Here is a 15,153-nt window from a genome sequence, read left to right on the forward strand (position 1 = left end):
GAAGGCCTCGCCGTGACGGAACTCGTCGAGGCACCAGTTCTCGAACCACTTGAAGATCGGGTGGAAGCGCTTGTCCGGCTGCTTCTCGAAATTGCGGAAGATCGTCACATAGCGCGCGTACCCGATCTTCTCCGACAGGTAGGTGGCGTAGTAGATGAACTTCGGCTGGAAGAACGTGTACTTCTTCGCCTTCGTGAGGAAACTGAGATCGACCGCGACGTCGAAGTCGTTCAGCGTATGGTTGATGAAGCCGGCGTGACGTCCCTCATCGCGGCTCATGAAGCCGAAGAGCTCACGCACTTCGGGATTCTTGATCCGCTTCTTGATTTCCGCGTACAAGATGCAACCGCTGAATTCCGCCGTCACCGAGGACACGAGGAACTCCACGAACTGCACGCGCAGTTCGGGGTCCATCGCGGAAAGATCGACGTCGAATTCCTCGTTGCGCTTGAAGTGGTTCTTGTTCGGATCCCGGCGGAACTCCGCGAGAATGTCGTCCCACATCTGCTGGTGCTCGGCCTTGATCCTGAGCGCGTCGATCTTCGCGAAATCCGTGGTATAGAACCGCGGAGCCAGGATCGCGTCCTGCTGGGCGTTCTTCGTGCTCTCGTTCACGTTGTCGTACGCGCGAACGGGCAACTCGGTAGCGGTAGGGTACATAGGGTCTGTGTGTCTCCTCAGCCTTCGAAGCCGACGTCGTACAGTTCGTACAGTTCCGTGCCGCCGGTCAGCTTCACGAACTGCCGCCGCAGCCAGCTCGCGCGCTGCACCGTTGCCCGGGAGGCATAGGTGCGCTGCGTCCCGAACGGGATGTGCGTCGGCGTATTGTGTACCAGGACTTGATCACCGGGGTCGACCTCCACGCCATCGAGGTCCACGTGCGCGTGGAAGTGGTCGTGCGTCGACTCGAGATCGATCGTGCACGCCACTTCGAATCGACGACGCATCACGAACCATCCCGTCGCCGCCGCCAGCCCTAAGCCGGCTATGCCCCACACCATACCGTCCATCACGTCGTTCCCTCGAAACCGGTGATCGTCAACTGCGGCGGGAGGCCGCCGCGCCCGATGAGCCGCCCATCGAACTATGATGCAGCGAAATCGCCATGGAGCGATAGAACCCACGCTCGATAAGCCGAGTGCGAACCATACCCCACGTATCGAGGACGCGCGATCCCAGAAGGCCGGTCCGGAACGCCCGCTCCGAGATCGGCACGATGGCCGGCGCTCGGTCAGCCTTCGGGAACAGGCGGCCTACCGCGCGCAGCGCCACCAGCAGTGCCGTGCCCGGCACGACGGTGATGAGCATCCGCTCGCGAACGCGCGGTGCCAATGCCTCGAGCGCGGCGATCATCTCCGGCAGGTCGTAGTGAATCAGCGAATCCATGGCCACAACGTGGTCAAAGGTACCCAGCGCCGGGTCGAGCATGTCGCCGGAATGGAAATCGATCGAGACCCCCGCTTCCTCGGCGCGTTCCCGGGCGTGATCCACCAGCGTTGGAGAGAGGTCGATCGCGACCACCTCCGCCCCTCGCCGCGCGAGGTCGATGGCCAGCGTGCCCGTGCCACAGCCGGCGTCGAGGATGCGGACACCGTGCAGGTCGGGGCTGAGCCAGTTGAGCAGTGTGTGCCGCATCTGGTCGCGTCCCGCGCGGACCGTGGCACGCACCCGCGAAACCGGTGCGTCCGACGTCAATGTCTTCCACGCGGCCGACGCGGTGCGGTCGAAGTACTCTCCGATCCAGGCCCGCCGTTCGAGGTACGACGCCGATGTGGCGTGCGAACCCCCAGGCGACGTGGCCTCGAACGACGAACCCGGAGTCGCGGAGATTTCAGAGGTGAGCTGCGTAGGCATCAGTCGAGTCCGAGGAGGTCGAAGATCTCACGGTCCTTGAGTGGATTGGCGGGCAGCGGTACAACGTCGTCGAGCATGCGCGAGGCGAGCAGCATGTATTGCTCCTGAGCAGCAATCACCTCAGGCGAATCTTCCATCTCGAAAATGGTGCACTTCTTCAAGCGGCTGCGCCGGATCGCGTCGATATCCTGAAAATGCGCCATCGTCTTCAGTCCGACCGCCGCATTGAAGCGGTCGATCTCATTCGTGTCCTTCGAGCGGTTCGCCACCACCCCGCCCAGACGAACCTTGTAGTTCTTCGACTTCGCCTGAATGGCCGCAATGATGCGATTCATCGCGAAGATCGAGTCGAAGTCGTTGGCCGTCACGATCAGGCAGTAGTGCGCATGCTGCAGCGGCGCGGCGAATCCTCCGCACACCACGTCGCCGAGCACGTCGAAGATCACCACGTCGGTATCCTCGAGCAGGTGGTGCTCCTTCAGCAGCTTCACCGTCTGGCCGGTCACGTAGCCTCCGCATCCCGTGCCCGCCGGTGGACCACCCGCTTCGATGCACTGCACGCCGTTGTAGCCCTCGAACATAAAGTCTTCCGGGCGCAATTCTTCCGAGTGAAAGTCGACGGATTCGAGCACGTCGATCACCGTCGGCACCATCTTCTTGGTGAGCGTGAACGTCGAATCATGCTTCGGGTCGCAACCGATCTGCAACACGCGCTTCCCGAGTCGCGAGAAGGCCGCCGACAAGTTCGACGAAGTCGTGCTCTTGCCGATCCCGCCCTTGCCGTACACGGCAATGACGAGAGCGCCGTCGATCTTGGTGGTCTCATCGAGGTGCACCTGCAAACTCCCCTCGCCATCGCCGACACCATCAAGAATCGGAAGTTGCGTCGCGGTCATATCGTTACCTCGGTAACGTGGCCCTGCGTTTCATCGGCGCCCCAGTCGGCGACGTGGTCCTGCGTCATCGTACCTCCGAGCGTCATGCGAACACGCCCTCGAGTCGATCCTCGAGATCAGCGGCCGCATTGCGCAGCGCCTCGAGCGTCGCTTCATCGGGCGACCAATAGCCTCGATCATTTGCTTCCAGCAGGCGCTGCGCCAGCCCGGAGGCCGCGTCGGGGTTGGCCTGCGCCAGGCGCTCCCGCATGGCCTCATCCAACACGAAGGTTTTCGTGGCTTCCGCGTACACCCATTCCGGCACAGCACCCTTACCACCGGTGGCCGACCAGCCGAACGTCGTGATCACGTGGCCCGCGATGTTGCGGGCGCCTTCGTACCCGTACTCCAGCTGGCTCTCGTACCATCGTGGATTGAGCAGCTTGGTGCGCGACTCCAGCTCGACCTGCTCGGTGAGCGTCCGCACCTTGCCCTGCGCGTTGTTGTAATCGCCCAGGTACACGGCCGGCGCCTCACCGCCATTCTGCTGCGCGATCACTCGCGTCATGCCGCCAAGCGATTCCACGTACTGATCGATGTCGGTCGCACCGAGATCGACCGAGTCCAACCCCTGAAACGAGAGCGTCGCCTGTCCGAGCGCACGCTTCATCAGGGCAGGCTGCGCCGACGGGCGACCATCCGTGCCATATGCGAAGCCCTTCCGCTGCACGAAGAGATCGGCCAGTTCGTCTTCCTTCTCCCACTTGCCGGTATCGATGAGCAGGTTGACGTTCGAGCCGTAGGCCCCGTCCGCGTTCGAGAATACACGCAGCGCCGCCGTGGCGAGATCACAGCCCGTGTCCTGCATGGTCTGTAGCGCGTGCTTCCGTATGAAGTTCTGCGTCGGATCTTCGTCGGCTTGTGCGCAAATCAACGCCGCCTCGGCGAGCAACTTGACCTGCAGCGGCAAGAGGTCACGGAAGATGCCCGAAAGCGTCACGACCACGTCCACGCGAGGCCGAGCGAGCGACGTCAGCGGCAACAACCTCGCTCCCGTCAGGCGACCGACGGCGTCGAAGCGTGGCACGACACCCATCAGCGACATGACCTGCGCCAGCGGAGTGCCCTCACTCTTCATGTTATCCGTGCCCCAGAGCACGACCGCCACCGACTCCGGGAGCGCGCCGTGGTCTGCCACGTAGCGCGTGAGGAGTTGTTCGGCCCGCACACGACCTTCGAGCATGGCCACCGCACTCGGCACCCGATACGGATCGAAGCCGTAGATGTTGCGTCCCGTAGGGAGTACCGCCGGATTGCGCAGCAGGTCTCCTCCCGGCGCTGGCGACACATACCGGGCGTCCAGCGCACGGAGAATGCCGGCGACCTCGCGATCCTCGCTCAACGACTTGTCGAAGCCGGTGAGCGCCTCGAGATGCTGTCGAAGGGCGCCGTCGTCGGCAATCCGCAGACCGTTCGACTTGGCCTCGGCCGACGCCTTCCGCTCGGCACTCCGCACGTCCTTCGTATCGACCAGTTCCTGAACCGAGGCCCGGACGATCCGCTCCACCAGCTGCACCGTATCGTCGGAGGCGTTGCGCGTGCTCTGCCCCACCACGATCGTGTCGCCAATGGCCGGGAGGTCCAGCTCAGGCCGACCCGAACGCGCCATCTCCACCAGAACGCCGACGCGCGCCTCGGGCTTCATCCCCTCACCGACCACATGCAGACCCATAGGGATGAGGCTGTACTCCAGTTCGAGCAGCCGATCACGCAACGTGGTCACGCGCGCGTCCGTTTCTTCTACGCTCCACGCCGGAGCGGCCGGCGCCAGCTCAACGGCGGCGGCCTGCTGCTGAATCAGCTCGCGCAACGACGCCGCTTCACTCGCCTTGCCTTGGTCGAGCGCACGCCACCGGTCGAGCGTGCTTTTCAGGTCGAGCAGGCCACGATACAAACCGGCGTTCGCGACCGGAGGCGTAAGGTATGACACCAGCGTCGCATTGCCACGACGCTTGGCAAGTGTGCCTTCGGACGAATTGTTCGATGCGTACAAATACACGTTCGGCGCATCACCGATCAGGCGATCCGGCCAGCAGCGATCATCGAGCCCCGACTGCTTTCCCGGCATGAACTCCAGCGCGCCATGCGTACCGAAATGCAGAATGGCATCGGCCGCGTAATCCTCACGCAACCAGCGATAAAAAGCACTGAACGCGTGCGTTGGCGAGAAGCCACCTTCGAACAACAGACGCATCGGATCGCCTTCCCATCCGAACGACGGTTGCACGCCAATGAACACATTGCCGAGTTGCAAGCCCATGATCTGAATGGACTGGCCGTCCGAGAGCTGTCGACCGGGGGCGGGGCCCCACGTCTTCTCGATCTCGGCCAGATACAGCTCGCGACGTACGTGATCGTCCGTGCGAATCGTGGTATGTACGTTGGCCGGCGCACCGTAGCGCTCGCGGTTACCACCCGTGATCCGCTCGCGCAGATCGTCGGCGCTGGCCGGGAGGTCCACCGAATAGCCCTGCTCCTTAAGCGAAGCGAGCACGCGCTGCATGGACGGGAACACGGCGAGATACGCGGCGCTGCCCGTATTGCCGGCATTCGGCGGGAAGTTGAACAGAATCAGCGCAATCTTGCGCTGCGAACGATCCTTGCGCCGCAGCGCAACCATCTTGGCGACGCGTTCGGCCACGCGCTCGATGCGCTCCGGGATCGGCTCCGATGCGGCCGCCTTGCCAGGCTGCGGTTCGCCCTTCCCACCGAAAACGGTCGGGATAATCGCGCCATCGAGTTCGGGAATCGCGATCTGCAGCGTGGCCTGCAACGGATTGAGGCCGCGGGCATCGTTGCGCCACTCCTGGATCGTCTGAAACTCGAGCGTCTGCAACGTGAGGTACGGAACATCGAGGCCGCGCAACACCTCCTGCGCCGCTTCAGAGTTGTTGTACGCGGGACCACCAACCAGCGAGAACCCGGTCAGGTTGATCATCGTATCGATCGTCGCCTGTCCAGCCCCGTTCGTGAAGTACTTCTCGACGGCAGGGCGCGCATCGAGCGCGGACGCGAACGCAGCCACTACGCGTAGTCCCTTGGACTCCAGCGCCGCAACCACCGCCGCGTAATGCGCCACATTGTCGGCCAGCAGATACGACCGACCGACGAGCACGCCCACCGTGCCCACGTTCGCGCCACGCTGACGTGGCAGCGCTTCCAGCTTCTCCACAATCCCGCGCTCGGGGAGCGATGGATGCCACAGTCCGACTTCGGGATACGTCTGTGGCTGCTGGGGATTGAGCGCCCCGCGTAGTGCTTTCCGCGGCCCGTCGGCGTAGCGATCGATGGCATACTTCACCATCTGCTCGATGTTTTCGGACGTGCCCGCCAGCCAGTATTGAATGAGCAAGAGGTACGCGCGGACGTCCTGGGCGGTGCCCGGGATGAACTTCAGAATGGACGGTAGCGTGCGGAGCGCGGTCATCTGACGCTCGCCGCTCGACTTGCCGTCTCCCCGCGAGCCGCGGAGCTTCTTGAGCAGGTTGATCGGCGAGAGTGGCGAGCGGGACTCGCCGCCACTCATGTCGAACTTGCCGAGTTTCGTACACTTCACCAGCTCGGGGGTGCAGAGAGCACACAGCACGGCGTCGGCTTGATCACGTCGCGCCAGCACGGCCTCGTACACTGCATTCGCATACTCTTCCTGAAAGAGCTGCGTGCAGACGACGATATTTGCCTGCGCGATGTCCTGTCGAGCGCGCTCAGCGGCCTGCGGATCGCTGCCGAAGTCCGCCGCTACGTGCATGTTGATGGTCAGGCCGGGGATGTCGCGCGTGAGCGCGGCACCGGCCCGCCCGAACGCATCGGCTAGGTGTGCGTCGAGGGTGGTGATTGCCACCCGAATCGGGATCACCCCTACATTCTTCTTAGCGGCCATAGAACGCCTTCGCGTCGTAGAGGGTATCGACCGTGATGTGCGCGATGCCGTGTTCGAGCGCGTACCGCTCGGTGTTGCGCCGCACTTTACCACGCACGAAAAATGGGATTTTGTTGAGCTCCACTTCGGCCGGAGCGAGCCACGAGGTGGTGACTGGCGCGACCGACACGAGGGCAGCCTCCTCGTCTTCCTCTTCGGCGAAGCCGACCGCGCTGGCCGCCTCGGGCGCTTCGAGTTCGATCGCCGCCCGCGCCGTGAACGGCGTGACGCGTTGGCCGCCCATGGCATCCCCGCGCGACGGCTGACTGATAGACGCTGGCGACGCGTGCAAGTGCGACGGCGTGGCACCGTCGGAGAATTCGAAGTCGTCCTTGAACATGTGCAGCAGATGCTCTTCGAGCCCCATCATGAGCGGATGGACCCACGTATCGAAGATCACGTTCGCGCCTTCGAATCCCATCTGCGGTGAATGCCGCGCCGGCACATCCTGCACATGAATGGGCGCCGAGATCACGGCACACGGTACGCCAAGCCGCTTCGCGATGTGGCGCTCCATTTGTGTTCCGAGTACGAGTTCCGGGGCGAGTTCGGTGACACGCTGTTCGACGGCGAGATAGTCGTCGCTGATCAGTGCTTCCACGCCGAGTGACGCCGCGAGTTCGCGAATCGGCCGCGCATATTCACGGGCGTACGTGCCGATGCCGACCACGGTGAAGCCGAGTTCGTCCTTCGCCATCCGCGCGGCCGCCATGACGTGCGTGGCGTCGCCGAACACGAACACGCGCTTGCCGGTGAGATACGTGGAATCGACCGAGCGTGAGTACCATGGCAACAGCGAACGGCTGGCGTCGACCTGTGCGCTACCGGCGCGTTCGCGCTCGAGCAACGCGGAGACATCGACGCCGGCGACCTTGCCGACTTCTTCGACGAACTCGCGGGTGGCCAATACGCCGATCGGTACGGTGCGTACCGTGGGCAGTCCGAAGGTTTTCTGCAGCCAACGCGCCGTGGTGTCGGCGACTTCCGGGTACAGGACCACGTTGAAGTCGGCGTCCGGCATCGACCGGATGTCCGCCACCGTGGCATTCAACGGTGCGCAGACATGCACATCGACACCGATGTCCTGTAGCAGTCGCGTAATTTCGCGCACGTCGTCGCGATTGCGGAAACCGAGGGCCGTTCCGCCCAACAGGTTGCAGCGCGGCCGTCGATGGTCGCGCGCCGCCGCCGCCGCGACGCTCGGACGCGCCGGCGAGCCCGGGGTCGGCGCGAGCGGCAACAGCAGTGTGCGGACCAGATGATAAAACGTTTCACTGGCGCCCCAGTTCTCCTTTTTGGAGTACGCGGGGAGTTCGAGCGGCACCACGGGAATCGGCAGCCCCATACTCATTGCCAGCGAGCCGGGCTGATCCTGAATCAATTCGGCGGTGCATGACTCGCCGACGAGCATGGCGTCCGGCTTGAAGCGTTCGTATGCATCGCGCACGGCCGATTTCACCAGCTCCGCCGTGTCGCCACCGAGATCGCGTGCCTGAAACGTGGTGTACGTAACCGGCGGGCGCGAGTCACGCCGCTCGATCATGGTGAAGAGCAGATCGGCGTAGGTGTCACCTTGGGGCGCATGCAGCACGTAGTGCACGCCTTTCATCGACGTCGCGATACGCATCGCGCCGACGTGGGGCGGGCCTTCATACGTCCAGAGCGTCAGTTCCATACCGTGATCCTCAAACCGCGAGTCGCTGCGCGCGATCGAGCGGCCGCGCGAAGAGTTCTGCCAGGTCACCCGCCTGCTCGTAGCCGTGCACCGGAGAGAACACCAGTTCGATCGACCACTTCGTGCGCAGTCCCTCGGCCTCGAGCGGATTGGCGAGGCCGAGGCCGCATACCGTGAGGTCGGGACGCGCTTCGCGGCAACGGTCGAGCTGCTTCTCCACGTCTTGCCCTTCGCTGATCTGCGCCGTCGCGGGCAACCGTACGAGTTCGGATGCGATCATGAGCTTGTCGAGATATGGCGTGCCCACTTCCACCAACTCGGCGTCGCATTCTTCATAGAGGAAGCGCGCGAGCGGAATCTCGAGCTGCGAGTCGGGGAAGAAGAACACCCGTTTGCCGGCGAGCCAGGGTTTGTAGCGCGAGAGCGCCACGCGGGCGCGTTCGGCCGGCGCGGCGGTGACCCTGTCGAACAGCTCCGGGCTGACGCCCCACTCGTGCGCGGCAGCCTGCAGCCAGGCCGTCGTGCCGTTCGCGCCGAACGGATATGGCGACGGCAGCAGCGTGGCGCCGCGCGCGATGAGCGCCCGCGCGGTTTCGCCGACGAAAGGCTGGGCCAGCAGCAGCTTGGTGTGCGGGCCGACCGGCGGCAGATTCCGCGCGAGTCGCGGCGGGAAAAAGTGCACGGGTCCCACGCCAAGCTGGGCGAAGAGCCGCGTAAACTGATCTTCGACGACGTCGGCGATCGTCCCGACCACCATCAGTTCGGCGGTCTCGCTCGACGAGGCGGGAAGATGCGGCACCATGCAGCGCAGACAGGCGTCTTCGCCCTGCGTGAACGTGGTTTCGATACCGCTGCCCGAGTAGTTGAGAATGCGTACGCGCGGCAGCAACTCGTCACTGAGCCGCTCGGCTGCGCGCTGCAGATCGAGCTTGATCACTTCCGAGGGACACGATCCCACGAGGAACAGCGTGGTGACATCGGGGCGGCGAGCAAGAAGCTGCTTCACGCAGCGATCGAGTTCCTCGTTGGCATCGGCCAGGCCGGCGAGATCGCGCTCGCTCAGGATGGCCGTGGCAAAGCGCGGCTCCGCAAAGATCATGACGCCAGCCGCCGATTGCACGAGATGCGCACAGGTGCGGGAACCGACCACCAGAAAAAAGGCGTCCTGCATTTTCCGGTGGAGCCATACGATGCCGGTCAGTCCGCAGAAGACTTCGCGTTGACCACGCTCCCGGATCACCGGCAGTTCCACGACGGTGCTCACGCGAGCGCTGCACGGCGCAGCGACTCGGCTTCCTGCAGTCGGGCGGCTCGCAGTTTGAGCACGAACTGAATCGCATTCACAGCATAGGTACCATACGCCACGAGCGCGAGCACCATGAGCGTGCGTGGCGGCCAGTGCAGCACGAGGCCGGCCAGATACGCGGTGTGGAGCGCGATGACGCCCATGCTGACCATGTCTTCCCAGAAGAAGGCCTCAGCAAAAAGGTATTTGCCGAAGACCACTTTCTCCCAGATCGCGCCGGTCACCATGATCGTGTACAGCACGAACGTCTTGACGACGACGGAGACGTTGGCGGCAAACAGCCCCTCGCTGGTGCGCAGATACCGGATCACGAGCGCCACGGAAACCGCCATGACCAGAAACTGGACGGGGGCGAGGATGCCCTGAACGAGCGTCCAGCGAGTCGCATCGCGACGCCGACGTTCTTCGGGCGTATATAATCCGGTCCGCGTCGCTTGGAGCGACGGAGAACGGGCACCGTCGGTCGCGGTGGACGCGTCCGAGGCGTGGGTGGGAATAGTCATCTGACCGTCTCTACCGGGGGTTCGCATACCCAGATGGGAAGAGAGTAGGGAATTGCGCGGACGTTGTCAAGAAAAGTTTACGTCAACCTTTCTTGACAATCCGTTCAGATTGTCACTATTGTATCGAAGACGGTCCGCCACATCTGAAAAAGGTGCGCTGATTCCCAATTCGTTCTTGCGCCCAGGAGACTCAGCGGCAATGTTCGGCGCTTCCCTCCAGCCTGCCGCTTCCGATCACCCTTCGGTGACTCGCGGCCCGGGCACAAGCCACAACGTGATGGAATCGCCTTTGGCCCCCCGTCGATCTGAGCGCCTCGCGCGACTCGAGCGGACGATTGAAAGTGAGCTCGTCCCTCGTCTGCTCACGAGCCATCGCGCGGGACCGGTTCCCCCGGTGCTGGCGACGGCCATTGCCCGCGAGTTGTCGGAGCGCGACGTGGACGGGTTCGTGGCCGCGGTGCGCAGTCCCGATGATGCGAGGGCCGTGGAATTCATACGAGATGTGCTGGCCGAGGGAGCTACGATCGAGGCCGTCTACCTCGATCTGCTGGCCCCATCGGCGCGCCGGCTCGGTCAGATGTGGGACAACGACGAGTGCGACTTTGTCGAGGTGACCGTCTCACTCGGCCGCATGCAGCGCCTGTTGCGTGACCTTTCGCAGGTCTTTCTGGCCGATGCGAGCCGAAGCGAGCCGGTTGGGAATGCGTTGCTGACGTGTATACCGGGAGAGCAGCACACACTCGGGATCATCATGGTCGGCGAATTCCTCTTGCGTGACGGCTGGCGCGTCCTTGTCGGAGCGCCGTGGTCCGAGAGCGATCTGCTGACGATGGTGGGCACGGAGTGGTACGACGTTATCGGGTTCTCCGTCGGGAGCGAGAGCCGACTTCCCATTTTGAAGCGCGATATCCGGCGGCTCAAGTCGGCCTCGCGCAATCCGCACGTGCAGTTCATGGTCGGCGGTCAGGTTTTTTGTGAGCACCCGAACGCCGCCGATGAGGTTGGCGCAAACGCCATCGCCGGCGATGCTCGTGAAGCGCCGCAGATCGCCCGCAGGCTGCTCGCCGCCGCGCGACGCGCCGCGGCTGATGCACCCAAGGAGGCCGTAAGCGAGCATGACCAGTTCAGTGACGCCCTTGAACGCACGTGAAGCCCTTTTTGGCGATATCGATGCCAAGACTGCAGCGTCGCTGCTCGCCGTTGCGGGGGACATTGCCCTTGTAATGGACAGCGCGGGCGTTATTCGTGACGTCACGCTCGTTGGTGCCGAAACCCAGTTTGATTTGGCCAGCCAGTGGGTTGGTTGTTCATGGATCGATACGGTCACGCCCGATAGCCGCGCGAAAATCGACTCGCTGATCAAGGAGGCGACCTCCAGCGGCGTTTCGAAGCGTCGCCAGGTGAATAATCTGCTGGTTGATGGCGCTGACGCTCCCGTCTCGTACACCGCGCTGCGGATCGGGCGGGACGGCAGTCTGGTCGCGGTTGGCCGCGACATGCGCCACGTCTCCGCGCTGCAACAGCGGTTGGTCGAAGCGCAGCAAGCTATGGAGCGTGACTACTGGCGGCTCCGGCACGTGGAAACGCGGTATCGCCTACTTTTCCAGATTGCGAGCGACGCGATTTTGGTGATCGATGCGACCACCCTCAAGGTTCTCGACGCCAACACGGCCGCGGGACAGGTGTTCGGCGATACGTCGGATCGTCTGATCGGTCGGACCTTCCCGTTCGGCACCGACGCCCAAGGCGCGCAGGCGCTCCAGGAGCTGACCAGTACTGCGAGGAGTGCCGGCCGAGCCGGCGACGTGCTCATCACCATGTCTGCCGGTGGCCGTTCGTATCACGCCTCCGCCTCGTGCTTCCGACAGGAGTCGGCGACGCTCTTGCTCCTCCGCCTCGCCGCCGCCGATGTGTCGCCGACCGCCAGCGCGTCCGCCGACTCGCCGCTGCGGGTCATCGACCTGCTGGAGCGCTCGCCCGATGGCTTCGTGGTGACCGATCTCGAAGGCCATGTGCTGACCGCCAACCGCGCCTTCCTCGACATCGCCGGGCTGGCGAGCGAAGAGCAGATGCGCGGCACGCTGCTGGCTACCTATATAGGACGCCCTGGCGCCGACTTCCCCGTTTTCACGAGCATGCTCAAGAAGAACGGGGTCGTTCGGCTCATGGCCACCACGGCGCGCGGCACCAGCGGCCACCAGAGCGAGGTCGAAGTCTCGGCCGTGTGGGCACCCGAAGGCGAGGTGCCGTGTATCGGCTTCACCATCCGTGACATCGGAAGGCGGCTGGCCGCCAGTCCCCAAGGCGCCCGGGATCTGACTCGTGCAGTCGAAGAGCTGACCACTTTGGTCGGGCGTGTCGCCCTCCGGGATCTGGTCCGCGATACCGTCGACCTGGTGGAGCGCCACTTCATCGAGGCGGCTCTCGAGCTCACGAACGACAACCGCACCTCGGCGGCCGAGGTGCTGGGCGTGAGCAGACAGAGCCTGTACGTTAAGCTCCGGCGGCACCGACTGGTGTCGCCCAGCGGCGGCGAAAAGACCCCGGTAAGCTGAACGATGGACTGTCAACGGGCGGTTTACATCGGCCGTTGGTCGTCCCCCGCAGTTCGGACTGGGTCGTCTCCCATTTCTGCTCAACTTTACTCTGTCGCATTCATGTACTGTCAACTAAACTAGACGCCTATGAGCGTCAGTTTTTCTGTACAGTCGGCGAAAGCGCGCCCGGATCCGAAGGCGGTCCTGACGCTGCTCAAGCCGGTGACGTGGTTCCCTCCGATGTGGGCGTTCACCTGCGGTGCGATATCCGCTGGCGTCCCCCTCTCGGAGCGTATCCCCCTGCTCGCGCTCGGTATCGCGATCACGGGGCCGCTTGTCTGTGCGTCGAGTCAGGCCGTCAACGACTGGTTTGATCGGCACGTGGATGCGATCAACGAGCCCAATCGTCCGATTCCCTCCGGCCGGATTCCCGGTCAATGGGGTCTGGCGATCGCAATCTTTTGGACCGCGCTCTGTGTCTTCGCGGCGCTGCCGCTCGGTGCCTTCGGTGTTTCCGCCGTCGCCATCGCCCTGCTCTTCTCGTGGGGCTATAGTGCGCCACCGTTCCGCTTCAAGCGCAACGGCTGGATCGGCAACACGGCCGTGGGCTTTACCTACGAAGGACTCGCCTGGGTGACCGGCGCCGGCATCATGCTGGGCAATCATGTGCCGCCCGTGCCGCTGCTGTTACTCGCCACGCTGTACAGCATCGGCGCGCACGGCATCATGACGCTGAATGATTTCAAGGCGATGGAGGGCGACCGCCGCATGGGTGTGAATTCCCTTCCCGTCCTGCTTGGCGCCGACGGTGCTGCCCGTGTGGCGTCGCTGGTGATGTTGCTGGCGCAGGCGGCGGTGATTGTCATGCTGGTATCATGGGACCGTCCATGGCACGCGTTCGCAATCGGCGTGCTCTCTCTCGTTCAGGCGGTCATGATGTGGCGCTTCGTGCAGTCGCCGCGCGAACGCGCGTTGTGGCTCAGCGCCTTTGGCGTTCCGTTCTATGTGAGTGGCATGATGATCGCTGCGTTCGCCGTGCGTACGCTGCCGATCATCGCCGAGGCCGGCAAATGAGCTGGTGGCAGCTCTCGCGACTTGGCCTCGTGCAGGCCGCGCTGGGCGCCGTCGTGGTGCTGTTGACCACGACGATCAATCGCGTCATCATCGTCGAACTATCGCTCCCGGCCACGGTGCCGGGATTGCTCGTAGCGCTGCACTTCGGCGTGCAGCTCATTCTACGTCCGCGGCTCGGACACGACAGCGATCGTAGCGGTCGCCGAACGCCGTGGATTCTGGGCGGCCTCGCGGTCTGTGCACTGGGTGGCGTCGGTGTCGCGGCCAGCATTCCTGTGATGGCCACGAATGTCGCGCTGGGCATCGCGCTCGCGTCGATCGCCAGCGTCGTGCTTGGCGCCGGCGTGAGCGCAGCGGGTACGCCGTTGCTCGCGCTGATCAGTGAGCACGCGCTTCCATCGCAACGTGCCGGTGCGGCGGCGATCACGTGGATTCTGATGATCGTCGGCATCATCATCACGGCTGCGACGTCCGGGGCGTTGCTCGACCCGTTTTCGTATACGCGCCTGATCGCGATCGCCGGCGGGATTGGTGGCGTCGGATTCCTGGTGGCGGTCGTCGCCACGTACGGCGTGGAGCGCGGTCCGCGTCCGGCAGTATCGGTGCCGCGCAGCTCCGACGCGTCGCACGGTTTGTTCATGTCCGCGCTGCGCACCGTGTGGGAAGAGCCGGCAGCGCGCCTGTTTGCCGGCTTCATCTTTCTCGCGATGTTCGCCTACAGCGCGCAGGATCTCATTCTCGAGCCGTTCGCCGGTATCGCATTCGGCATGACGCCGGGCGAGAGCACGAAACTTTCCGGCATGCACCATGGCGGTGTGCTGATCGGTATGATCGCGACGGCCGTGCTGGCCACCCGTCGCGGTCAGTTGCGTCATTGGGCGGCGGCCGGCTGCTTGGCGTCGGCGGTGACGTACGTCGCGCTCGCGGCCTCGCCGGTGTTGGGCGATGAGCGCATGTTCACGGCAATCGTCATGATGCTGGGGCTGGCGAACGGCGTGTTCGCAATCGGCGCGATCGGTTCGATGATGGCGCTGACCGGCGACAAGACTGATGGCCGCGCGGGACTGCGCCTCGGTGTGTTCGGCGCGGCACAGGCGCTGGCTTATGCGACTGGCACGATGGCGGGAGCGATTGGAGTCGATACGGCAAAAGCCGTGCTGGACTCGCCGCTCCGCGGCTACCTTGCCGTGTTCAGCGCCGAAGCGATGCTTTTTGCCGCTTCCGCCTTCCTCGCGCTGCGCAGCGCTTCGAGCGAGCGCGCAAATGATGTGTTCCGCCAGCGTGCGGAAATGCTACCGGCGGTGCTGCAGTGACGATGACGATGTTGGAAACGCTGATGACCGATGCGCG

The 15,153-nt window shown here is 64.1% G+C and carries 12 protein-coding genes; 4 read left to right on the top strand and 8 right to left on the bottom strand.

Going from position 1 to position 15,153, the window contains the following annotated elements; translation table 11 throughout:
• The 8 genes from acsF to bchF all read right to left on the bottom strand — a co-directional run.
• Positions 1–660: magnesium-protoporphyrin IX monomethyl ester (oxidative) cyclase (gene acsF / locus ACESNG_RS02655; RefSeq protein ID WP_373067692.1), on the bottom strand; the 660-nt coding region annotated here is incomplete at its 3' end.
• A 17-nt stretch (positions 661–677) separates the two neighbouring features.
• Positions 678–1,013 (bottom strand): hypothetical protein, encoded by a 336-nt coding sequence (locus ACESNG_RS02660; protein WP_373060370.1) that lies wholly within the window; start codon positions 1,011–1,013, stop codon positions 678–680.
• Between the two features lie 25 nt (positions 1,014–1,038).
• On the bottom strand, positions 1,039–1,854 hold the full coding sequence (bchM, locus tag ACESNG_RS02665; RefSeq protein WP_373060372.1) for a magnesium protoporphyrin IX methyltransferase: 816 nt from the start codon (positions 1,852–1,854) through the stop codon (positions 1,039–1,041).
• The gene (gene bchL, locus ACESNG_RS02670) at positions 1,854–2,750 is read right to left on the bottom strand and encodes a ferredoxin:protochlorophyllide reductase (ATP-dependent) iron-sulfur ATP-binding protein (RefSeq protein WP_373060374.1); all 897 of its coding nucleotides are present in this window, start codon (positions 2,748–2,750) and stop codon (positions 1,854–1,856) included. Before bchL ends, bchM begins: the two co-directional genes overlap by 1 nt.
• 82 nt (positions 2,751–2,832) lie before the next feature.
• A complete protein-coding gene (gene bchH, locus ACESNG_RS02675; RefSeq protein ID WP_373060376.1) occupies positions 2,833–6,669 on the bottom strand; it encodes a magnesium chelatase subunit H in 3,837 nt (1,278 codons plus the stop codon).
• Positions 6,659–8,383 (bottom strand): ferredoxin:protochlorophyllide reductase (ATP-dependent) subunit B, encoded by a 1,725-nt coding sequence (bchB, locus tag ACESNG_RS02680; protein ID WP_373060378.1) that lies wholly within the window; start codon positions 8,381–8,383, stop codon positions 6,659–6,661. The genes bchH and bchB overlap by 11 nt, the downstream gene beginning before the upstream one ends.
• 10 nt (positions 8,384–8,393) lie before the next feature.
• Positions 8,394–9,647, bottom strand: coding sequence for a ferredoxin:protochlorophyllide reductase (ATP-dependent) subunit N (locus tag ACESNG_RS02685; protein WP_373060380.1), 1,254 nt, complete (start codon positions 9,645–9,647; stop codon positions 8,394–8,396).
• The gene (gene bchF / locus ACESNG_RS02690) at positions 9,644–10,192 is read right to left on the bottom strand and encodes a 2-vinyl bacteriochlorophyllide hydratase (RefSeq protein ID WP_373060382.1); all 549 of its coding nucleotides are present in this window, start codon (positions 10,190–10,192) and stop codon (positions 9,644–9,646) included. Before bchF ends, ACESNG_RS02685 begins: the two co-directional genes overlap by 4 nt.
• 277 nt (positions 10,193–10,469) lie before the next feature.
• On the opposite strand from bchF, the gene ACESNG_RS02695 reads away from it, so the two are divergent.
• The 4 genes from ACESNG_RS02695 to ACESNG_RS02710 all read left to right on the top strand — a co-directional run bounded on the left by ACESNG_RS02695 (position 10,470) and on the right by ACESNG_RS02710 (position 15,116).
• On the top strand, positions 10,470–11,342 hold the full coding sequence (locus ACESNG_RS02695) for a B12-binding domain-containing protein (RefSeq protein WP_373067694.1): 873 nt from the start codon (positions 10,470–10,472) through the stop codon (positions 11,340–11,342).
• Complete coding sequence (ppsR, locus tag ACESNG_RS02700; protein WP_373060384.1) at positions 11,308–12,747, top strand: transcriptional regulator PpsR; 1,440 nt, start codon at positions 11,308–11,310, stop codon at positions 12,745–12,747. The genes ACESNG_RS02695 and ppsR overlap by 35 nt, the downstream gene beginning before the upstream one ends.
• Positions 12,748–12,876: 129 nt before the next feature.
• Positions 12,877–13,803, top strand: a complete 927-nt coding sequence (gene chlG / locus ACESNG_RS02705) for a chlorophyll synthase ChlG (RefSeq protein ID WP_373060386.1) — start codon at positions 12,877–12,879, stop codon at positions 13,801–13,803.
• Positions 13,800–15,116: a BCD family MFS transporter gene (locus ACESNG_RS02710; protein WP_373060388.1), complete on the top strand. Its 1,317-nt coding sequence runs from the start codon at positions 13,800–13,802 to the stop codon at positions 15,114–15,116. The genes chlG and ACESNG_RS02710 overlap by 4 nt, the downstream gene beginning before the upstream one ends.
• The last annotated feature ends 37 nt before the right edge of the window (positions 15,117–15,153 follow it).

It is taken from the genome of Gemmatimonas sp. (assembly GCF_041689975.1).
In the GTDB taxonomy this organism is placed as follows: domain Bacteria; phylum Gemmatimonadota; class Gemmatimonadetes; order Gemmatimonadales; family Gemmatimonadaceae; genus Gemmatimonas.

Bases quoted from the DNA above. Each gene is read 5' to 3' on its own strand.
- bchM (WP_373060372.1), bottom strand. From the start codon at position 1,854: ATGCCTACGCAGCTCACCTCTGAAATCTCCGCGACTCCGGGTTCGTCG.
- bchL (WP_373060374.1), bottom strand. From the start codon at position 2,750: ATGACCGCGACGCAACTTCCGATTCTTGATGGTGTCGGCGATGGCGAG.
- bchH (WP_373060376.1), bottom strand. From the start codon at position 6,669: ATGGCCGCTAAGAAGAATGTAGGGGTGATCCCGATTCGGGTGGCAATC.
- bchB (WP_373060378.1), bottom strand. From the start codon at position 8,383: ATGGAACTGACGCTCTGGACGTATGAAGGCCCGCCCCACGTCGGCGCG.
- bchF (WP_373060382.1), bottom strand. From the start codon at position 10,192: ATGACTATTCCCACCCACGCCTCGGACGCGTCCACCGCGACCGACGGT.
- ACESNG_RS02695 (WP_373067694.1), top strand. From the start codon at position 10,470: ATGGAATCGCCTTTGGCCCCCCGTCGATCTGAGCGCCTCGCGCGACTC.
- ppsR (WP_373060384.1), top strand. From the start codon at position 11,308: ATGACCAGTTCAGTGACGCCCTTGAACGCACGTGAAGCCCTTTTTGGC.
- chlG (WP_373060386.1), top strand. From the start codon at position 12,877: ATGAGCGTCAGTTTTTCTGTACAGTCGGCGAAAGCGCGCCCGGATCCG.
- ACESNG_RS02710 (WP_373060388.1), top strand. From the start codon at position 13,800: ATGAGCTGGTGGCAGCTCTCGCGACTTGGCCTCGTGCAGGCCGCGCTG.